The organism is Pseudomonas sp. ADAK2 TE3594 (assembly GCF_053628675.1).
Genome location: NZ_JBRJGV010000001.1, coordinates 1,670,012 through 1,690,888 on the forward strand (window position 1 = coordinate 1,670,012; position 20,877 = coordinate 1,690,888).

General features: G+C 60.7%; 20 protein-coding genes. 2 read left to right on the plus strand and 18 right to left on the minus strand.

Annotated elements, in window-relative coordinates:
• The first annotated feature begins 138 nt into the window (after positions 1-138).
• Positions 139-1,044, plus strand: coding sequence for a LysR family transcriptional regulator (locus AB7M22_RS07700; RefSeq protein WP_454185783.1), 906 nt, complete (start codon positions 139-141; stop codon positions 1,042-1,044).
• A gap of 93 nt (positions 1,045-1,137) precedes the next feature.
• On the plus strand, positions 1,138-1,977 hold the full coding sequence (locus AB7M22_RS07705) for a class I SAM-dependent methyltransferase (RefSeq protein ID WP_454185784.1): 840 nt from the start codon (positions 1,138-1,140) through the stop codon (positions 1,975-1,977).
• Here AB7M22_RS07705 and AB7M22_RS07710 read toward each other — a convergent pair.
• The 18 genes from AB7M22_RS07710 to AB7M22_RS07795 all read right to left on the minus strand — a co-directional run bounded on the left by AB7M22_RS07710 (position 1,966) and on the right by AB7M22_RS07795 (position 20,647).
• Positions 1,966-2,274, minus strand: coding sequence for an addiction module antidote protein (locus tag AB7M22_RS07710; protein WP_454185785.1), 309 nt, complete (start codon positions 2,272-2,274; stop codon positions 1,966-1,968). The two genes, AB7M22_RS07705 and AB7M22_RS07710, sit on opposite strands and share 12 nt — an antisense overlap.
• A 221-nt stretch (positions 2,275-2,495) precedes the next feature.
• Positions 2,496-3,185, minus strand: coding sequence for an N-acetyltransferase (locus AB7M22_RS07715; RefSeq protein WP_454185786.1), 690 nt, complete (start codon positions 3,183-3,185; stop codon positions 2,496-2,498).
• A 57-nt stretch (positions 3,186-3,242) separates the two neighbouring features.
• The gene (locus tag AB7M22_RS07720; RefSeq protein ID WP_454185787.1) at positions 3,243-4,055 is read right to left on the minus strand and encodes a ChbG/HpnK family deacetylase; all 813 of its coding nucleotides are present in this window, start codon (positions 4,053-4,055) and stop codon (positions 3,243-3,245) included.
• Positions 4,027-5,247 (minus strand): GNAT family N-acetyltransferase, encoded by a 1,221-nt coding sequence (locus AB7M22_RS07725; RefSeq protein ID WP_454185788.1) that lies wholly within the window; start codon positions 5,245-5,247, stop codon positions 4,027-4,029. The genes AB7M22_RS07720 and AB7M22_RS07725 overlap by 29 nt, the downstream gene beginning before the upstream one ends.
• Positions 5,248-5,251: 4 nt before the next feature.
• Entirely contained in the window at positions 5,252-5,419 is a 168-nt protein-coding gene (locus tag AB7M22_RS07730; RefSeq protein ID WP_454185789.1) for a hypothetical protein, read from the minus strand.
• Positions 5,416-7,335, minus strand: a complete 1,920-nt coding sequence (locus AB7M22_RS07735) for a hypothetical protein (protein ID WP_454185790.1) — start codon at positions 7,333-7,335, stop codon at positions 5,416-5,418. Before AB7M22_RS07735 ends, AB7M22_RS07730 begins: the two co-directional genes overlap by 4 nt.
• Positions 7,332-8,636, minus strand: a complete 1,305-nt coding sequence (locus AB7M22_RS07740) for a lipopolysaccharide biosynthesis protein (RefSeq protein WP_454185791.1) — start codon at positions 8,634-8,636, stop codon at positions 7,332-7,334. Before AB7M22_RS07740 ends, AB7M22_RS07735 begins: the two co-directional genes overlap by 4 nt.
• Positions 8,633-9,634, minus strand: coding sequence for a polysaccharide deacetylase family protein (locus tag AB7M22_RS07745; RefSeq protein ID WP_454185792.1), 1,002 nt, complete (start codon positions 9,632-9,634; stop codon positions 8,633-8,635). Before AB7M22_RS07745 ends, AB7M22_RS07740 begins: the two co-directional genes overlap by 4 nt.
• A 12-nt stretch (positions 9,635-9,646) precedes the next feature.
• On the minus strand, positions 9,647-10,783 hold the full coding sequence (locus AB7M22_RS07750; protein WP_454185793.1) for a glycosyltransferase family 2 protein: 1,137 nt from the start codon (positions 10,781-10,783) through the stop codon (positions 9,647-9,649).
• Complete coding sequence (locus AB7M22_RS07755; protein ID WP_454185794.1) at positions 10,776-11,744, minus strand: glycosyltransferase; 969 nt, start codon at positions 11,742-11,744, stop codon at positions 10,776-10,778. Before AB7M22_RS07755 ends, AB7M22_RS07750 begins: the two co-directional genes overlap by 8 nt.
• The gene (locus AB7M22_RS07760) at positions 11,741-13,108 is read right to left on the minus strand and encodes an O-antigen ligase family protein (RefSeq protein WP_454185795.1); all 1,368 of its coding nucleotides are present in this window, start codon (positions 13,106-13,108) and stop codon (positions 11,741-11,743) included. The genes AB7M22_RS07755 and AB7M22_RS07760 overlap by 4 nt, the downstream gene beginning before the upstream one ends.
• Positions 13,105-14,160: a glycosyltransferase family 4 protein gene (locus AB7M22_RS07765; RefSeq protein WP_454188768.1), complete on the minus strand. Its 1,056-nt coding sequence runs from the start codon at positions 14,158-14,160 to the stop codon at positions 13,105-13,107. The genes AB7M22_RS07760 and AB7M22_RS07765 overlap by 4 nt, the downstream gene beginning before the upstream one ends.
• A 32-nt stretch (positions 14,161-14,192) precedes the next feature.
• On the minus strand, positions 14,193-15,788 hold the full coding sequence (locus tag AB7M22_RS07770; RefSeq protein ID WP_454185796.1) for a GumC family protein: 1,596 nt from the start codon (positions 15,786-15,788) through the stop codon (positions 14,193-14,195).
• 17 nt (positions 15,789-15,805) lie between these two features.
• Positions 15,806-16,828: a polysaccharide biosynthesis/export family protein gene (locus AB7M22_RS07775; RefSeq protein WP_454185797.1), complete on the minus strand. Its 1,023-nt coding sequence runs from the start codon at positions 16,826-16,828 to the stop codon at positions 15,806-15,808.
• A gap of 23 nt (positions 16,829-16,851) precedes the next feature.
• Positions 16,852-17,496, minus strand: coding sequence for a CpsD/CapB family tyrosine-protein kinase (locus AB7M22_RS07780; protein WP_454185798.1), 645 nt, complete (start codon positions 17,494-17,496; stop codon positions 16,852-16,854).
• Positions 17,497-18,243: a sugar transferase gene (locus tag AB7M22_RS07785; protein WP_454185799.1), complete on the minus strand. Its 747-nt coding sequence runs from the start codon at positions 18,241-18,243 to the stop codon at positions 17,497-17,499.
• Positions 18,240-19,298, minus strand: coding sequence for an NAD-dependent epimerase (locus AB7M22_RS07790; protein ID WP_454185800.1), 1,059 nt, complete (start codon positions 19,296-19,298; stop codon positions 18,240-18,242). Before AB7M22_RS07790 ends, AB7M22_RS07785 begins: the two co-directional genes overlap by 4 nt.
• Positions 19,295-20,647, minus strand: a complete 1,353-nt coding sequence (locus tag AB7M22_RS07795) for a UDP-glucose dehydrogenase family protein (RefSeq protein WP_454185801.1) — start codon at positions 20,645-20,647, stop codon at positions 19,295-19,297. The genes AB7M22_RS07790 and AB7M22_RS07795 overlap by 4 nt, the downstream gene beginning before the upstream one ends.
• Between the last annotated feature and the right edge of the window lie 230 nt (positions 20,648-20,877).

Below are 20,877 nucleotides of genomic sequence, written 5' to 3' on the forward strand. Positions count from 1 at the left end.
TACATGATTGGGTACACCCGCCTGTCCTCAATTCCCGTAGGAGCTGGCGAAGCCTGCGATCTTTTGATCTTTAGATTTGGGGAGTCAGAAACGAAAAAAACGGCTATAAAGCGTTTGGCTGTCAACCAGGGCGCGACAATGAACCCGTTCGAAGATATGCGTATGTTTTGCCAGGTCATGGACTCCGGCAGCTTCACTGCGGCAGCCGATCAATTAGGGTTGTCCAAGCAGTTCGTCAGCCGCCGCCTGATGCAACTGGAAGAGCGCCTCGGCGTGCGCCTGCTCAACCGTTCGACCCGGCGGTTGGACGTTACGCCGCTGGGGCAGAGTTATTACGAATCAGCCCTGCGCCTGCTCAGCGAAGTCGAGCAAGTGGAGCAGGGCATCGCCGGCCAGACCACCGAACCTCGCGGCACTATTCGCTTGAGTGCGCCGTTGTCGTTTGCCGTGGCGCATCTGGGTTGTCTGTTACCGGAGTTTTTGCAGCGTTATCGCGATGTCACCGTGGAAGTCGACCTGAGTGATCGACCCGTGGATTTGCTCGGTGAGGGTTACGATTTGGCATTGCGCATCGGCGTGCTGGAAGACTCGACGCTGATTGCCCGACGCCTCGCCTCCATCGAGCGGCTGTACTGTGCCAGCCCGATGTATCTGGCCGAGCGTGGCACGCCGCTTAAACCTGAGGATTTGCACACCCACGATTGCCTGCCTTACGGCCACGGTCGTCAGGTGCAATGGCATTTTAACGGGCGGGGCAAACCGCAGAACGTCAACGTCACTGGGCGGATGCGGGTCAACAATGGTGAGTTACTCAAGGACGCGGCTATCGCCGGCATGGGCATCACGTACTTGCCGACCTTCATCGTCGGTTCGGCCCTGGAGGACGGCCGACTCGTGCCGGTGCTGGATGATTTGCGCCCCGAGCCGCTGACCTTGTCGGCGGTCTACCCGCAACATCGCCAGAGATCACGACCGGTGCAGGCGCTGATCGAGTTCTTGCGTGAGCGGTTGAGTCAACGCGAAAAGTTTTCGCCCCACCGGTGATTACAAGATCGCAACAAAGCTCGAATGGTAGTTTTGCTGATGCTGATCCAGACTCGTGCCGGCCAATCAAAGGCCCGAATTCTGGAGCGTGCAATGGAAATGCCGACAAAAGAAAAAGCCATCGCCAGCAATCGCGATGCGTGGAATGACTCCGCCCAACACCACAAAGACGCCCCTGAGTGGCAGGCCTGTTTGAGTGCCGTGAGCCATGGCGATTTTTCCTGCCTGGATGACACCCTCAGCGGGTTGCTTCAACAGGTTGGCGTCGACGGCAAGGAGGTGGTGCAACTGGGCTGCAACAACGGACGCGAAAGTCTTTCGCTGTTTGCGCTGGGAGCCCGCCGTGTGGAGGGAGTCGACCAGTCCGAGGCCTTTCTCGATCAGGCCCGGGAGCTGGCATCCCGTTCACCCCATGAGCCTGCATTCATCGAGGCGGACATCCATCACCTGCCGACTGAACTTCACCAGCGCTTCGACGTGGCGTTGATCACCATCGGCGTCTTGAACTGGATGCCCGACATCGCCGAATTCTTGCGCCATGCCGCGCAAACCCTCAAGCCCGGCGGTGCTCTGGTGGTGTACGAAACCCACCCGTTCCTGGAGATGTTCGACCCCGAGTCAGCCGATCCCTATCGCCCGGACAGCTCGTATTTTCGCAGCGAGCCTTTCGTCCAGAACCAGCCGATCGTCTACGAAGGCAAAGTCGAACAGCCGGCCTCAGCGTCCTACTGGTTCGTCCACACCCTGGGCGCCATCTTCACCGGTGTCGTCGGGGCGGGGTTGCAGATCAGCCACTTCAAGGAGTACCCGCATTCCAACCGCGAAGAACTCTATGATCGGTATCAGCAGCAAAAGGCGCAGTTGCCGTTGTGTTACACGTTGGTGGCGGTGAAGGCGAACAACATAGTGCCAAGGACACTCTCAGAGAGTTGAGTGATTTGCCGCATGTCCCGGTTGTGCGCAGAGATCAATGCCAAGGGCATGAATGACCTTTAGAACCGTATCAAAACGTGGTTTCGCGCCTGGCGCGAAGGCTTTGTACAGGCTTTCGCGGCCCATTCCGGAGTCTTTGGCAATTTGTGTCATGCCACGGGCCTTTACCACGTAGCCAATAGCCCGAAGAAATTCTTCGTTGTCGCCGTCTGCCAGTACCTGAGAGAGGTACTCGCTGATGGCTTCGTCACTGTCGAGCAGTGCTGTTATATCGAAATATGTGAGTTTGTGGCTCATGGTTTTGACTCCTCATTCCTGTTCGAATGTATAGGTTCGCGCAGGTATGAGAAGTCAGTCGGTTCCTTGAGTTTGGTGTATTTTTCGCTGAACTGTGTAGGCAACATGACGTCATCGCGGGCAAGCCCGCTCCCACAGGGAAATGCGGTCATGTGGGAGCGGGCTTGCCCGCGATGACGGCGATACTGTCTTCAGTCAAGCAACAACAATCGCTCCCCCCATCACGCCTGCGCCGCAGTCGCTGTCTGCTGTTCCGGTTTGCGCAGCGCAGTCAGCCGCGAGCCGCTGTAGTGGGTTTCGCGGAAGAAGCGAAAGCGGCCGAACAGGTCGTAGATGTGGGTGATGCGCCCTTGCTCCTGGTAGTCCATGCGCAGGTGCATTTTCATGGCCTGGATGTTGCGGGTATCGCAGACGTCCACGATCTTGTTGCAGCCTTTGGCCCGCATTGCATCCCAGAGTTTGAACTGGGCATCAACTGACAAGCTGGTGCCAAAGTATTGGGGGATCATTTCACCGCCGAACTCGAAGAATTCACCGGGATTGACCCGGAACCAGCAGCCGTAATAGTGCCGGTCAAAGTAGTCCCTGGCGCTGCCCCAGATAAATCCGATGGCATCACCTTGCTCGTCCACGTACATGTGCCCGGTATGGCCCTCGGCGGCGATTTCGGCCATGGCCTTGACGCGGTTACCGTAATACTTGGTGAAAGCCGTGGCGTTTTCCGGGGTGATGGTCACCAGACGCAAGCCCGTGTAGGGCCGCAGATTGTGCGGTGCCACCGGGGTAACCAGATCGCGCCCCAGCCATAACAGCTCCCGATGGAAAAACACATAACGCTTCCAGAGCGTCTGGAGCGTGTGGAGCAGGCCTTTTTGTTTGATGCGTTCGTGAAGCTTGTCGATGGCGCTCATGAAGTCCTCCGAGGCTGAAGCCAGGGTTGGGTGGGTAAGGTTTTAAATGGCGATAAATCAAGATTGCACGGTGTGAAGCTCAGTCGAGTACTGCGGTCCCTCTTTGAACGCCTTTGGCACAACGGCATAGGACACTCTCGGAATGCCCGGAAGACGCAGTTCCAGCATGTGAGCCAGAGACTCTCCGGGGTTTAAATAAATATCGCCAAAATCGGCGCCGATATGGGTCGGGTGGACGACGATTTCCAATAGGCCGTCGATCGGCATCGCCACGTTGCGCAGGTCCACCGGGGTGCACACGTACTGGGCAGTCGCTCCGGCCAGGCGGTTCAATCGATGATTGAGCAATGTCTTGAACACCCGCTTGGGCACACTCAGGTTGTTTCCCAGGTGGCGGGCCAGTCGCACGGGCACCCCTTGGTAGGCGGCAAAGCGCGCGACGATTTCGCCGATGGGCCAGATGTTGTGCACGTGCTGATGGGAATCGATGTGGCTTGGGAGAAGGCCGTTATCCAGGCAGCGTTGCCATTGAGCCTGGAGTTCCTCCAGCACCGCTTCGCGATCCAGGCGGTTGAGCCAGAGACTGTGGCGGGGCAGGTCGAGGTCGAACATGCCCTGGCTGTCACAGAACGTCGAACGCGCGAGAATCGACGGGCTCAGCGGCCGGCCATAGGTGAGGTTGAAGTGCAAGCCGATTCGCCCCTGGAGCAACGGCTGCTGGGCCAGGGCGCAGGCCTCCTCGAAGGCCGGCATGTTGGCCATGGCGGTTGCAGAACTGATGACCCCGGCCTGGAAGGCACCGAGGATCACCGCGTTTTCGCTCAGGCTGAGGCCGAAATCGTCAGCGTTGACTATGACTTGGCGAGGCATGTTCACCCTTCTTGTTTTTTTCAATGGGCGCAAGGCCTTTGTCGGCGGGCGCGGGAGTAGGAGTGGTAACAGGAACAACCAGCGCCGCTGCACGCCAGTCGCGCCATTTTTTCAGCCAGGGTTTTACCCGGTGCCAGAGCCGCATGGCCAACCCCAGAGCGAGGCCACTGGGGCGCCAGGAGTAGAAGCTCCAGCGCCAGTGCTCCAGTTGCCCGGTCATGCGCTCCTGGAGTTGATGGCTGGAGTTCATCAGGCTGACCCGCGAAGCGTCGATCCAGTGCCAGTTGTCGTCCAGCCCCCAGCGAATCCACTCTTCGAGCAGCACACGACCGCTGCCCAGATCGGCGTATTTGGGCAGGAACGCCAGGTTGTAGTCGTACAGCCGGCCCTCTTCCAGCAAGCCGAGCCGGTAGCTGATGCAGCGCCCGTCCACTTCCAGCAGCACCACCCGCAGCAGTCCCTGTTCGGCGAGGGCGGTGAAGGCCAGGTTGATCCATTGTCGGCTACTGTTGCTGGTGAAAATCCCGACGCCTTCGACACCTTTCCAGCTCTGCGCTTCGACTTCGCTGAGGGCCTGCAACAAAGGCCCGATGGTGGCCGCGTCAGGGGTTACGCGTCGGACCTGCGCACCATAGGCCAACATGCGTTTACGCGCCCGACGCAGTTTGTAGCGCGGGTCGCCGGAGACTTCCTGGCGGTCGGCCTCGCTGATCAAATGCACCGGCACCCGGCAACTGAGGCGACGCTCGCCGGTCGAGCTGTGGGCCATCCATGCGGTCAGCGCGCTTTCTTCGCCGATGGGTTCGGACAATTCATTGAGTTGCAGCATCGCATGGGGCACGCGACGGCGGATGATCACCAGCGCCTTGCGCATGCTGTCGGCATCGAGGCAGGTGAGCAGGGCCAGGCGATCGGTGAGGGGATAACCGAGGTGACGCAGGACCCGAAATGGCAGCTTTCCAAAGCGCTCCACGGACGCCACCAGCGGCAGGCACAAGGCTAATTCATCGCCTTGCCAGCCGAGTAGAACGTGCAAGTGTTCCTTGGCCGTCAGTGCCTGTTCCGCTGCGCGCAGCCAGGCGAGGGTGTTGAACGGCGTATGGTCCGTCACGCGCCCGCACAACCCCTCATAAGCGGCTGTCGGAAAGTCCGGGGCGCACAACGACGTGCGCCATTCGAATCGTGCCACCATAAGTTCAGCCCACCGCCTCAGGAACAGGTGAATGGGACGGTTTGTGTAGCTGGCTAAGTCTCCTCATGGCATTCATGTCAGTGCCTCCTGACAGGGACCGGTCGCGGATGATGTGCTGCAATGCGCAGTCGAGCGCGGCGCGGTCGTGGTGATGCAAGTTGATGGTGTTCATGAGGCGCTCCAGCTCAAGGCGAACAGGGTTTCGCCCGGCAGGTCGAAGCTGACGCGACCGTCGTGACAGTTGAATTGAGCGCTACGGCTGCGGCTGTCGGCACCGAAATACACCAGCGCGCCCTTGACCAGCGGGCACGTTGCCCCGGCCAGATCGACACGCTGCAAGCGCACTCCCTTGTTGACCCCCAGTAAACTTCGCTGGCGTTCGGTGGCCATGGCCAGCACGTCGACTTCGAAGGCGTCGTTGTCCAGGCGCATGACGTTTTTCAGCCAGTGTTGCTGGATGAATTGCTGGGCCAGGCCCACCGGTTTGAGTTCGAAACGATCACCGCCCAGCACCCGCACCATGCCTTTGGGGTAAGTCGGCTCGTCGGCGGCCTGGAACCAGTTGAGCATGTCCAGCAACCCGTCCTGGGCCGAGTTGATGACCACCGAGGTCCACCACAGCGAAGCGAAATGGGTTTCCTGATCGTAGGGGCTCAGGCTTGAGCCGCTGGACAGGTTGGTCTGATCCAGCAGCAAGGCCTTGCGTGGCCGGCCCTTGGCATCGAGGCCCACCAACTCGGCGGCACGGCGCACACTGTCGCGATAGACCCGAGTCGCCAGCAGGTCGCGAATCATCCATTCGTGCCAGGCGAGGGCGTCGATCTGCTCGCCGGATTCGGCCAGCAGGCGCCGCGCCCAATCGATACCGCGCTTGTCGACGGCGTTGTCGGCGAACGGGCCGTTGACGAAGCGCGAAGTGGCGGGCATGGCGATGCGCACACCGGCCTTGGCGTTGGCCGGATCGCTGCGCACTTGCCGGGCCATGCTGTTGAAGATCGCCTGGTAGTCGGCGTAGCTCGGGTAATTGAGGTTCGGCTCGTCGGCAAACGCGATGTAATGAGTACCGGTGCCGCCGAGGGCGCGAGTGGCGGCGAGCCACGCGTCGAGGCCGGCGTTGCTTTGGGTGTCGGCCCGCAGATCGGCCTGGCGCTGGCTGCCGGCCAACAGCGTGAGGTCCTGGGTGATGCCGAAGCGGTTCAGATAGAGCTGGCGGAACGCATCTTCGTGGTGCGGATTTTGCGCGGTGACGTCAACGAAACTGTAATAGGTGCCCGCCTGGGGCTTGAGGGCGTCGAGCGCTGCGAAGCTGGATTGAGGGGGCAGCACGTAGGGCAAGTAAATGCCCAGGTTCGGGGTTGGGCCGAGCATCTCTTGGTGCAGGGTCAAGCGGGTCTGACCATCGTCCTCGCGCAGCGGCTTGAGTTGCTGCGGGTTCTGGGCGAACAGGTTCGCCGTGCCATCGAGCCAGAACGCGACCTTGCCGCTGCCTTGCAGACGCAGGCGCCAGACCTGTTCGTCCGAAGTGACGGGCAATGCCAGCTGATCGAACTGCCAATAGGCGCGATAGGGTTTCAGCGCCAGGGACAGCTGTTTGTTGTCGCCCACGCGCTGGGCCAGCAGGGCGTTGATCCCACCGTGAAACTTGCCGGCCAGTACAGCGTGTTCCCCGGGTGCGACCTTGAAATACAGCTCATCGCCGCCACGGGTTTCGGCGCTGAAATGCACCTTGGCCGGGGCGAACAACGCCACGGTGTGTTCGTCGTGTTCAATCGTGTAGCGGCGGAAACTGTAGCCCGGAATTTCCAGTCGATAACTGGCGGCACTCGGTGCCAGCGGCCAGCTCTGCTTGCCTCGGGTTTCACTGGCGCCGATCAGGCGCTCGCCCTTCAGGTTGCCGTTGCCATCGAGCAGGTACAGGTGTTCTTCGTTGGCATCCGCCTGCCAGGCAGGGACCCAGCGAATAGTCAGCGTGTCGGGGCGATCCGTTTGCAGGTACAGGCTGCCGTCGCGAATATCAGCCCAGCGCATGGGCGCCGCCTGGGCGCTCAAACCGAGGCCCAGGCTCAACAGCAGCATGAGGCGTTTCATGCCGATTTCCGTTGCAGCATTTGCAGCATCGGGGCCACATCGCTGGGCAGGATGATCAGGGTTTGCCAGGCCGGTACGCCACTCAACCGGCAATACATCACCAGCAGCGCGAGGGTTACCGCCAGGTAGGCGATGGACGATGCCGTCGCGGCGCCGACGATGCCGTAAATCGGGATCAGCAACAGGTTCAGGGCCAGGTTCAGCAACGCGCCGAGCCCCATCAACAGCGAAATCGTGCCGGGGCGATTTTTGCCCAGCAAATCCAGGCGCAGGATGCTCGCATAACAAAGACCGAGCAGCCCCGGCAGCAGCGCCAGCAACGCCGGGTAAGCCGGCTGATAGGCAACGCCGAACAGCGTGACGATCAGCCATTCACCGATCACCGCCATGGTCAGGCAGGCACCGAGCATCACCGTGGCGGTCAGGCGCAGCGCCAACGGCGTCAGGCGATCCATGCCTTCGTCCTGTTGCAGCAGGCGTTTCATCAGCGGCGTAGTCACCGCTTCCGGGACGATCAGCAGCAATTCGGCGGCGGCGCTGGCCATGGCGTAATGCCCCAACGCCGTGCTGCCGAGCAGGGCGCCGATGAACAGGAAATCAGAGCGCAGAATCACTTGCTGGAACAACAGGTCCGGATGGCTGCGAGCGCTGTAGCGCAGCAGTTCATTCTGGCTGGCGCGGTCCCACTGCAACGCCAGGGGCTGAGCGCGCTTGAGCCAGAACCAACCGGCCAACACCACCAGGCTGAGGCCGGCCAGCCAACTGATCAGCGCCGCTTCCAGGGCTGCGTCTTTCCACATCCAGAACAACGCCAGAAACAGCAGCAATGGTGCCAGGGATTCCACCAGCCGCAAGGCGTTGAATGCCACCACACCGCCCGATGCATTGTGCAAGGTCAGCAGACCGCTCTTGAGCACGGTCAGCGGCACCGCCAGCAGTAACAGCCAGGCGAGCAATCCCAGTTGCGTGGTGATGTCGAGTTCATTGCCGAACTCTCGCACCAGTGCCACCACCAGCAACGTCAGCAAACCCGCCAGCAGGCAACCAAACACCAGCACCTGGCTCAGCAACAATCCCATGGGCCGTTGCTTGGCCGCCTGATACCCCACCGCCGAATTAAGCCCGCCGCTGGTGGCGGCGCTGATCAAATCGGGAAGGGTACTGAGCAACGCAAACAGGCCGCGCTCGCTGGGACCCAGAATTCGTGCCAGCAATACGTTGCGCAGCAGCCGCAGGCCGATCATCGCCAGTTTGGTGCCCATGCTCAGGGCCAGGTGTTTGAGATAGTGGCTGCGACTCATGGCCGGGCTCCGCGATAGATGCGCCAGGACAGCAACTCTGGATTACGCGCCGTGCGCTGGCTGATGCCGATGCGTGGCAAGGCCAATGGATCGCTGATACCACGATAAATCCCGGCGGCGGTGCCCAGGGCAAACGGGAAGTCGTGGTCTGCCACGTGTTCACGCACCCGCGCATCATGGTTGCCATTGGGGTAGCAGTAGACCGGCAGTGGCCGATTGCAACCGTTCAGCAGGGCATTGCGGCTGCGGCTCAGTTCCTCATCCAGACGTTGATCGTCCAGGTCGGTGAGGATCGCGTGGCTGGCGCCATGGGGGCCGAAGCGGATCAACCCGCTGGCTTCCAGCGCGCGTACCTGATGCCAGTCCAGAGCCTGGGGCAACGATTCCTCCGGGCATTGATCGGTAAGCCGGTTCAGTTCGCCCGCAGGCAAGGTTTTCAGACTTTGCAGAAAATGCAAAAGCGCCAGGCTACGGCGCTGCACATCCAGGTCATCGAGCAGCACCGGTAACGGTCGCCCTAGCTGTTGCAGGCACTCAATCAAATGCGTCCGGGCTTTTTCACCGTGGCTGTGCCACAGGGTTTCCCCCAGGCTTTCCCACCAGAAACGTTGCCGGCTGCCAATGAAATCGGTGGAGAGAAAAATGCTTGCCGGCACCTGATGCTTCTTTAGCAACGGGAAGGCATTCAGCGCGTTGTCGCGCCAGCCGTCGTCGAAGGTCAGCGTAACTTTTGGCCGATCGGTTCTGATGGCGCCGGGTTGCAAGATCTCCATCAGTGGCACGCAGTCGAAGTGTTTTTTCAACCAGAGCAGCAGATGTGCAAAGGCCTTAGGCCCGACGCACAATTCATTGCGATGGGGCAGCTCGGCGGCGCGGTCATTGGCCAGCACCCGGTGCAACATCAGGATCACCCCGGCACCGTGCAATTGGTGACGGCCTACCGGCGAGTTGAGATAGAGCCAGCCACTGGTGCGTTTTAATAATTGTTTGATCGCCATGGCGCGGTCCTTTCAACGATTTTGCTCGGGGTTCCATTGCGCGTACCGCTGGCCGCGCAAGAACTGCCAAAGACCGATACTCATCCCGGCAAGGGTCACCAGAACAAACGCGGCGAGGCGAAAGGGTTTGGGCAAACGGTGTTGCACATCCAGCAGGCCGACGATGGCCATCGCGTAACCGAGCAGTTGCGCGATCAGGCTCAGGCGATAGAAGCCATGTACATTCCACAGCCAGAGATTGCTCAGCAGCAATGGCAGCAACAGGATCGGTGCCAGGCGTCGAATCAGCTTGTGGCTGATCAGTGCAATCGCATACAGGCCATACTTCCAAGGGTTCAGCAGCTCCCGGCGCTGGGCCAGGCTTTGCAGGCCGCCGACGGTGACGCGCTGGCGACGACGCCATTGCTTGGCGATTTCGTCGACGCCCTGGTCGCTCACGTGTGCTTCGGGCACATAGACGATGCGCTTGAACGCCACCGGCGCGCAGGTGCTGATAAAAAAGTCGTCGTTGACCTCCGCCGGCACGTGCTGGAACAACTCGCGGCGCAGGGCAAGCAGGGCACCGTCGGCGGAGACCATGCAGCCGGTGCGGTTTTCCACCTTGCGCAACCAGCCTTCGTAATGCCGATAAAGGCTGTCGCCCAGGCTCAGGCCGTTGCCCGGCATCGGGATCCGCATGTGCCCGGCGCAAGCCCCGACCTCAGGGTCGGCCAGGGGCGCGAGCAACTGGCCGAGGGTGTCGGTCGCCCATTGGTTGTCGGCATCGGTGAACACCAGAATCTCGCCCGTGCTCAGGGCGACGCCGGCATTCAAGGTGGCCGCTTTGCCCTGGCGGGGCAGGTCGAGCACGCTGATGCGCGGGTCGATGACCTTGTGGGCGCAGGCCACGGTGTCGTCGGTGGAGCCGTCGCTAGCCAGAATGATGTGTAGCGAGCGTGCCTGATAATCCTGGGCGAGCAGGGTGCGCAACTTCTCTTCGATATGCGGGGCCTCGTTGTGCGCGGCGATGATGATGCTGACATTCATGGGGGGGGCTGGCGCATGACGCCGCGCACGGAACAACGGCGCGATCAGCGTCAGCAGCAGCGGGTAGCCGAGCCAGGCATACACCGGCAATAACAGGCACAACCAGAAAATGAATTCAGCCACGGGCCGGCCTCCTGGCATTCCAATGACACAGGCTCAAAATGAGCGCGGCACCGGCCAGGTGCAGACGCACCCAATGCAGGCCCCACAGTTGCAGCATCAGGCCAACGTCATGGTGTTTCAGGCTCTGGCGCAGGCTCTGGGCGAGCGCTGGCAGGCTGGTTATGAACAGCATCAATAGCGCCAGCAGGGGGGAACCGTTGAGCAGGGCGGACAGCGCCATGAAATCCAACACCCAGGCGATGATCGACAGCATCGGGAAACGCAGTAAACGCATATTCATGCCGTGGCTGCGCAGTAATTGCAGGTGACTTCCCTGACGCCAGAACTCCTTGCCCATCCATTCGCGCCAACTGCTCTCGTAACCCCAATGCAGGGCAACGCTCTGGTTGACGGACAGCAGGCGTGCGCCAGAGTGGGAAAGGCGCATGGTGAAATCTTTGTCTTCGCCGGTGCGCAGGTTTTCGTTGAAGCCGCGGACCTTGTCGAACCATGGACGACGCATCAACAGGTTGGAACTGGGCAGCCATCGCACTGTTTTCAACGTTTCATCGTTCGGGCGCAACGTGCGGCGTTGCCAGGCATTGGCATACCACGGGGCTTCGGCCGGGGTGTGCAGGTCCAGTCCCAGGACGTCGACCTGAACCGCAGGTTGGATGCTCAACAACAGCGTGAGCCAGTCCTCGGGCATTTCGATGTCGGCATCAATGAAGGCCAGCCATTCGCCTGTGGCAACGGCGGCGCCGCGATTGCGCAGCGCACCTATCAGCAGGCCCGGCAGAACCAGCACCTGCGCGCCCATTTGCCGCGCAATGTGCGGCCCTTGATCATTGGAACCGTTGTCGGCCACGATCAACTCGCATTCCAGCCCTGCGGCATTGGCGGCGCGTTGCGCAGCGAGCAGGGTCCGGCCGATGTGCCGGGCTTCGTTGTACATCGGAATGACGAGGCTGATGCGGCTCATGCCTTGGCCTCCGTCAGCGGACGTTCTTCAGCCTTGAGGCGTAGCACCCAGGACAGGGCGAGCATGATCCACAGGTACTTGTGATTCGGTGCGCTGAGGAACATCAAAAACAGTGTCAACGACAGATAACTTATGCCCAGGTGCGTGATCAGGTCGGCCTGCTCCCAATCCCGTCGCAGCAACCAGGCGTGACGGGCGCGGATCAGGTTGTACATCCCAAGGCCCAGCATGCCGACGAACAACAGCCCGGCGGGAATCCCCAGTTCACTGAAGATTTCCATGTAAGTGTTGTGAGCGCGACGGTACAGGTCGCCGGGCTTGCGGTTGGCGGAAAACACCTTGGCGTAACCGGAGGTGGCGTAGTGCAGCGGGAAAGTGCCAGGGCCAGAACCGAGCAACGGGTCCTCACGAATGATCTGGCTGCCGACCACAAGGTATGACGCACGGCGACCGAGGGACTCGTCCTGGCTTTTGGCGCCTTCTTTCAAGACGCTCAAGGACTGGATGCGCTTGAGGTAACCGGCCGGCATCGAATAAATCCCCACCGGGATCACGATCGCAAGGCCGAGCATGGCAAAACCCAAGTGGCGCGGCCGGATGCGTGGCAACTGCGCGCGGTAGTGCCAGGCGCCGATCATCAAGCTCAGGAACAGGACCACCAGCCCGGAACGGGAATCGGTTTTGGTCATGCCGCCCAGCAGCAAAATGCAGCAGCCGCCCCAGAACAATCGGTGCAACAGGTTCGGGCTGCGGATCACCAGCAACAGGGCCAACGGCACGGCGAAGGCGATCAGCAGGGCAAACGAGTTCGCGTCGTCCAGCAGCCCGGCGGCGCGGCCCTGGTCCTGATACTTGGTGGAGAACATGGCCAGGGCGCTGGTCGTGCTGACGCTGAGGGTCACCAGCCGGGCGAACAGATCGAGGTTCAACTCACGGCCGATCAGCAAGGTGATCACAAACAGAACCAGGCCGACGCTCAGATCCCGCAGATGGCTCTGGGACATGTCCAGGTTGTCGGTATTGATCATGCTCAACCCGTACAACACCATGAACCAGATCAGGTAGCGCCAGATGTTGCTGCGCAGGCGTTCGGATGGAATCTGGTGAAGGGCCAGCTGCAACATCAGGATCAGTGCCAGTGACGCACCGATGAATTTGGTGCCCGACAGTGCGTTGCCCTTGAAGAAACCTTCGAACGGCACCAGTGCCGCGATGCCCAACAAACCCCAGGCCGGTTTTCGGTAGAGCACCGCGACCGCCACCAGGCCCAGCACCGCGCCGGGCGCCAGATACGGATAAGGGCTGGCCAGCAAACCGAGGCAGACCAGGGCGAGCAGGCTGACGATCGAGAGCGGAAAGATCACGCGCGTGCCTCCCGTGCAGTACGGATATAAAGTTGCGACCAGCGTTCGGCCAAGGCCTTCAGGTCGTAACGGTCCAATTGCGTACGTCTAGCGTTGTCGATCAATTCGCGAGCCAGTGCCGGCTCACGGAGCAGCGTGTCGATCTGCCGGGCGAGGGCGGCGCTGTCGGTGGGTGTCGCCAGCAGGCCGTTGTGCCGGTCCTCCAGTACATCGGGAATCCCGCCGACGCTGAACGCCACCACCGGCACACCGGCCTGCATCGCTTCCAGCAAAATCATCGGCGTGCCCTCGGTGCGTGAACTGATCACCAGTGCATCGAGTTGCTGCCACCATCGGTTCATGTCGGTCTGGTAACCCGGCAAGGTGATGCGTTTGTGCAAGCCGGCAGCGGCAATCCGCGCCAGCAGGGGTTCCTGTTCCGGGCCGTCGCCGAGCATCACGGCGTCCAGTTGCGGGTGTTGCTGACAGAGCGGAATCAGCGCATCGAGAAACAGGTCCGGGCCTTTTTCATTGCTCAGCCGACCGACGTAACCCGCCAGCCAGCGCAGGTGTTTGGCAGGTGGGGGCAGCAGATCGCTAGCGGTTGGCAGACCATTGGGAATCACTTGCACTTTCTCCGTCCGGACACTGGCCTTGCGGTGCAGCACGGCGATGCTTTCGGCCACGCAAACCACGCGATGCACTGACGCCGTGCGACACAGTTGCAAACTCAGCCAGCCGTAGAGGCGTTGCTTGCGACTGCGTGGGGTGAAACCGTGTTGAGTAATCACCAACGGCAAGTCCAACAACGTCGCACTCACCCAACCAAATAACAGAGCCTTGAAATTGTGCGTGTTGATCAGCGGCTGTTCAGCCCGCCGCTGACGTAAATGACGCAGCAATTCCCTGAGTCCCGCACAATTACGGCAGTCAATCCCGGCCTCGCGAAATCGCGCGATCAGTGCTGGCGGCGCATCGAGAAACAGCACTTGGTGCCGCCCCGGCGTCGCCAGGCAATGGTCCAGCAGCATCCGCTCAGCCCCATAGAAGCCGCCGCTGCTGATCAAATGCATGATCGGCAGAGCGCTGGCGCTGAGCGGCCCGTTCAATGGCGCACCCAATGCACGAAGCTAGGCACGGTCCAGTTTTTGTGCGGGTTGTTCGGCAGGGCGTCCTGATCGTTGATCACCAACAGCACCGGCAAGCCCAGTTCATGGGTGATTTGCGCTGGGTGTTTGAAGCGGTGATCGAAGAACTCACGCACGTAGACGAAGGCAATCGCCAGCAGCAAACCTGTCAGCATTCCGAACGGAATGATCAGCAGCGGTTTGGGAAACGCCGCATCGGTCGGTTCGAACGGCGGGCTGAGTACCCGGGCGTTGGACAAATCGTTGTCCAACGCCCGGGAGGTGCTGCTTTCGGCAAAGCGCTGGGCGTAGGTGGAGAACGCCGCGTGCATCGCAGTGATCTCGGTGTCCATCTGCTGCAACTTGCTCTGAGCCACTTGCAACTGGTGGATGCGGTTTTTGAACTCGGCGATGCGCGCGGTTTTCAGGTTGATCACCGAGGTGATAATCGCCAGGTCGTTGGTCCGCTCCTGGATCCGGTTGCTGACGACTTTCAGGAATTGCTGACGGGTGCGGGAAATCTGCTCGCGGGTCAACAGCATCGGTTCACTGCCCGGCTGAAAGACCGCCAGGTCGTTCATGTAGCGGCTGACCTGAGTCGTCAGTTGCTCACCGAGCTGTCTGATCTCGCGGTCTTCGAAGGCAACGTTGTCCACCGTGGTGGTGAAAGTGAAGGGGAAGGTGTAATCGCTGAGCCGGGACGTATTGGTGGCTGACGTCAGGGCGGTTTTCAGGTAGTCGAGCCAGCGCTGGCTTTGCAGCAGGCGATCCTGATACAGGCTCAGGGCCTGTTCCTCGGTGTTGATGGCGTTGAGGCGGAAGGTGATTTCTTCCTTCGGATCGGATGAACCCACCCCTTCAAGCAACTTCAGTCGAGTGCCTTCCAGACCATCGAGACGCACTTGATATTGCTTTTTCTTGGTTTCGTAGAAGCTCTGCGGCAGGTCGATCGATTGCAGTTCCTGACGGCTGATCAGGTAGTTTTGCAGCAGCGCCGCGACAAACCGGGTGCCCTGGGCGGGATCGCCAAAGCTGTAGACAATGGAGATCACGTTGGAACCCGGCAGGGTATCGATTTTCAGGTTTTCGGTGGCCTGCTGGGTGAAGACATCCAGGTCGGTATCCCGCACGGGATCGGTCTCAAGCCCGAACGCATCGCGCACCGGATTGACCACGTATTCACGCAAGGGGTTGGTCACGAAACGCTGGAGCGGTTCGGTCACAAATTTGCTGATCACCCCGGTGTTGGGCGTGTACTCGTTTTTGGCCAGCAGGTCGCTGATGGTCTGACGGATCAGCGCTGGCGAGCGCAGGATATTGCTCTCGGTTTCCATGTCCGCCAGTGACGGTGGAATGAAAGAGGCGTCGCCCTGGGTCAGGGACGTGGTGGCATCTCCCTGAGAGAGTTTTTTGGACTGCACGATCACCTGGGCGGTGATGTCGAAGCTCTGTTTGAGCATCAGCGGCAACACCAGGGCAATGACTGCAAAGACCAGGAAGACTCGTTTCACCAGCTTTTTGTTGGCGAAGAAGATCCTGAAGAACTCATGCAGGTAGTTTTCCTTTGGGTTCATGGCCGGTCACCTGAGCGTTAGTTGTTACTGCCTTTGTTGTCGACGCGGTAGCCGAAGCTGAAGCCGACCCCCTGAAACAACACCACATCCGCCAGTTGCCGCGCGAGCTCACCGGCGCTGGCCAGTTTGGTCTTGGGCACGTAGAGCATGTCGTCAGGTTGCAGGTAAGCAATCTGCGACGCGTCACCGGACAAGGCTTTTTCCACGTCGTAGTGCACGGCATGCACCTGGTTGCCGGTGCGGCGCATGATCACCACCGAATCGAGTCGCGCCTTGACGCTAGTGCCACGAGCCAGGGTCAGCGCTTCAAGCACCGAGACCGGTCGGCGAATCGGGTAGGAGCCCGGTTGCGCGACTTCACCCAGCACATAGATTTCGTTGCCCGAGGTGGATTTGAGCATGACGTCGACGGTCATCCGTCCCGGCAATTGCGCGTAGCGTTGATTGAGGTACGTTTCCAGTTGGCTGACGGTCATGCCTTGCAGCGGTACGGAGCCGACTTCCGGGAAACTGGCATAGCCGTCGTTGCCCACGGTGATCTCCCGGCTCATGCCGGTGGCGGGGTGGTTCAGGGTGCTCTTGAGGTTCTGCTCGTTGCTCAGCGGGCTGGTGACCAGCACGGTCAGCTGGTTGCGATTGGGCTGGAACAGGGCTTTACGGTTATAGACACGCTGGATTTCCTCCCGGGCTTCGACCGACGTCATCCCGCCGATTTTCACCGCGGTGTTGGCTCCCGGCAGTTCGATGGTGCCGTCGGGCAGCACCAGTTGAGTGCCGTTGAGCTGGCTGGCCGCAGTGAAGTTCAGGGCGACCTGGTCACCGGGTTGAATCCGATAAGCCTGCGAACCGCTGGTGCTGATGTGGAATATCACGTCCAGCACATCCTTGGGCCGCAAGGTCTGTTCGACCTTGGGCATGTCGGTGGCCTGGGCATTGGCCGGCTCGGCCGTGAGGATTTGCACCGGCATACTCTGGGTTTCACTGGTGCTGGAGCAACCTGCAAGCGGCAGCAACAGCAGGACAAGCATTTTGGCGTTCATGGCGTCATCCTTTTTGCGGTTGCTTACAGGTTTTTGTAGAGCCATTTGGGCATGTAGTACTTGCGTCGGTTGAAGACGCTGCCCACCAGTTTTGCGCCAGCCTGGGTCAGGCGCTGGACCGCGGCCTGGGACACTTCCCAGCGCGTGTCTTCGGCGCGCACCACCATGATCACACCGTCCGCCAAGGTGCTGATGACCAGGGTGTCGGCGGCCGAATACACCGCGTCGCCGTCGATCACCACGAAGCGATACCGATCGCCCAATTGGTTGAGCAACGGGGCCAGCTGTTCGGTCGTCAGGTGCTCGGCGCCGCGGATGTGCCGTCCGTTCGGCAGGATGTGGAAGGGCAGGCTGGAGACGTTCACCAGGCAGTCCTGCAGCAGCGGCGGCGAGTCGTTGAACAGCAGGTCGCGAAAGCCGCGCTCTTTGCTCAGCCCCAGCTGTTGCGTGAGGTTGTCCTCCGACTGGCTGGCGTCGACCAGCAGCACTTGGCCGCTGCTCATTGACGCCAGTTGGCTGGCCAGCGCCAGGGCGCTGGTGGTGGTGCCGGCGCCTGGATTGGCAGCGGTCAGGAACAGGATCCGCAGATCCAGGTCGAGCACGGTCGAGGTCAGGTTGGACTCGCTCGGGCTGGCGATGGTCAGGCTTTTATTCGATGAACCGTCCATTTAACTCGCTCCGTGGCCGCTGAATACTTTGAAGGGGGTTTTCAACAGAATCTTCAGATCAAGCAACAGGCTCTGCTCGGCGATATAGCTGAGGTCCAACTCAACGCGCTGGTCGAAGTCGATATTGCTGCGTCCGGAGATCTGCCACAGGCCGGTCATGCCGGGGTAGATGCTCAGGCGTGCAAGGTGGCTGTCCTTGTAGCGATAGGCGTTGAACGAGGTCGGTCGCGGACCGACCAAGCGCATGTCGCCGCTGACTACATTGATCAGGTTGGGCAACTCATCGAGGCTGCTGCGCCGCAGGAAGCCGCCAATGGGGGTAATTCGCGGGTCGTCGTCGATCTTGAAATCGATGGCGTCGGCGCCGTGCTTGTTCAGGTGCCGCAGGGACTCCTTGAGCTCCTCGGCGTTGGCCACCATGGTGCGGAACTTGTACATGCCGAACAGGCGGCCGCGGTAGCCGGTGCGTTGTTGCACGAACATCACCGGCCCCGGGCTGCTGAACTTGATCACCAGCGCCAGGCCCAGCAGCACAGGGGAGAGCAGCAGCAGAATCACCAGCGCGCCAAGGCATGCAACCACCCGGTTGGTTCGCGACAGCGTCCAGGGCCGGCCACCGTCGCGGCCGGTCATCCAGCCGCGGCCCTGCATGTGAATTGCTGAGTCCAGGCGCATTCGGTGTTCGGGGTCCAGGCGTTTGTCACGCTGCATGTGATTGAGCAACACGCCTTTTTCATGTCCAGTCATAGAGTCCTCCGCTGAAGCCCTTCCGCGAGTGGCGAGTGGGCGTTGCGCAGTGGGTAGTAGTCACGGAACCAGGCGATGAATCGTCCGAGTCCTTCATCCAGCTCGATCCGTGGCTGGAAACCGGTGGCCTGGGCCAGATCGCTGGCATCGGCGCAGGTGTTGAGCACGTCGCCCGGTTGCAGGGGCAGCAACTCGACGAGGGCTTTTTGTCCGAGGTGTTTTTCCAGCAGCGCCAGGTAGTCCTTGAGCTCCACTGGCTGTTGTCCGCCAATGTTGTAAATGCGCCATGGCGCCATGCTGCTGGCCGGGTCCGGTTGTTCGCGGTTCCACTGCGGTGCTGCTTGGGGGGCGCGCTCGATCAGACGGGCGATGCTTTCGATGATGTCGTCGATGTAGGTGAAATCACGTTGGTGCTGGCCGTAGTTGAACAGCTTCAGCGGCTGACCTTCGGTAATCGCCCGGGCGAACTGGATCGGCGACATGTCCGGCCGGCCCCAAGGCCCGTACACGGTGAAAAAACGCAAACCGGTGCAGGGAATACCGAACAGATGGCTGTAGCTGTGGGCCATCAGCTCATTGGCTTTTTTGGTCGCGGCGTACAGCGACAACGGGTGATCGACGCAGTCCTTGACCGAGTAAGGCGTGTGCTGGTTGGCGCCATACACTGAACTGGACGAGGCATAGATCAAGTGTTTGACCGGGTGGTGGCGGCAGCTTTCGAGGATGTTCAGGAACCCGCTCAGATTGCTGTCGACGTAGGCCCGGGGATTTTCCAGGGAGTAACGCACCCCGGCCTGGGCCGCGAGGTGAATCACCGCCTCCGGTTGTTCACGAACAAACAATGCGTCGAGGGCCGTGGCGTCGGCCACATCGACTTTCGCGAGCTGGAAGTCGCCGACTTGTTTACGCACCCAATCCACGCGGTCGTGTTTGAGTTGCGGGTCGTAGAAATCGTTGAAATTATCCAGCCCGAAAACCTCATGCCCGTCGCGCAACAACCGCGACATGCAATGGGCTCCAATGAAACCGGCCGCTCCAGTGACGAGTATCTTCATGGCCGTGGCGCCTCGGGAGCGATGCGCCGAAGCCCGATGCCGCTGTAGTGCAAACCGGCCGCCGCTACGTGCTCCGGGTTGTAAAGATTGCGCCCGTCGACGATCACCCGTGCGCGCAATTTGCTCGCCAGCAGGTCGAAATCGACCACACGGAAATTCTTCCACTCGGTGCAGATCACCAGCGCGTCGGCATCTTCCAGGGTGTCGTCGCGGGTGGCGCACAGGTGCAGGTCATCGCGGTAGCCGTAAATGCGTCGGCACTCGGACATGGCTTCCGGATCATAAGCCTGCACGCTCGCACCTTCGGCCCACAGCGCCTCCATCAGATAACGGCTGGGGGCTTCGCGCATGTCATCGGTATTGGGCTTGAAGGCCAGGCCCCAAATCGCGATGGATTTGCCAGCCAGGCCATCGGGAAACAGCGCCTGCAGTTTGCTGAACAGAATGTGCCGCTGGCTGTCGTTCACTTCGGTGACGCTGCGCAGCAGACGCAATGGCATGCCGTTGTGTTCGGCGGTGTGCAACAGGGCACGCAGGTCTTTGGGAAAGCACGAGCCGCCGAAGCCACAGCCGGGGTAAATGAAGTGGTAACCGATGCGCGGGTCCGAGCCGATGCCTTTGCGCACCGCTTCGATGTCGGCCCCCAGCAACTCGGTGAGGTTGGCCAGTTCGTTCATGAAACTGATTCGGGTGGCGAGCATTGCGTTGGCGGCGTACTTGGTCAGCTCGGCGCTGCGGTTGTCCATGAACATGAGCTTTTCGCGGTTGCGGCAGAACGGCGCATAGAGTTCGCTCAATTGGTTGCGCGCTTCATCGTCATTGGTGCCGACGATGATCCGGTCCGGGCGCATGCAATCGGCCAGGGCGCTGCCTTCCTTGAGAAACTCCGGGTTGGACACCACCCGCACGTTCAACGCCTTTTTGCCACGGCGTTGCAGTTCTTCGTTGGCGGTGTTTGCCACCTGGTCCGCGGTGCCCACCGGCACGGTGGACTTGATGATCAGGGTGCGATCGGACTCCATGAAACTGGCGATCTGCCGAGCCACATTCAGCACATGGCTGAGGTCGGCGGAACCGTCTTCATCGGCGGGTGTACCCACCGCGATGAAAATCAGTTCGGCGTGTTCGACCGCGTCACTGGCCTGTGTGGAGAAGAGCAGTCGACCGGCCTTGATGTTGTCTTCCAGTGTGCTGGACAGTCCCGGTTCGCTGATCGGGGGCACGGCTTGCTGCAGTTGCCTGATCTTGTTGGGGTCGATATCGACGCACAAGACGCGATGTCCGACATCGGCCAATGCTGCTGCTTGAATGAGGCCTACATAGCCCGTACCAAATACGCTCACGTCCACATTGGCGTGCCTCGTAAGACGGTGGATGTAACTGAAATGAGACTGTCAAAAGGGGTATAGCCCAGCCATGGGAAAGAGAGTCAGCAAAATGACGGGTAACGCGACCGGGAAAACCCCGATTTCACGGGCTCTTTGCCATCAAGTGCTTGCCGCTGCTGGATTTGCCGCGGTTTTGAGGGGTTTCTGAGGATTTGAAGAAAACGATAAACGGTCGTAAGGCTTGAAACACA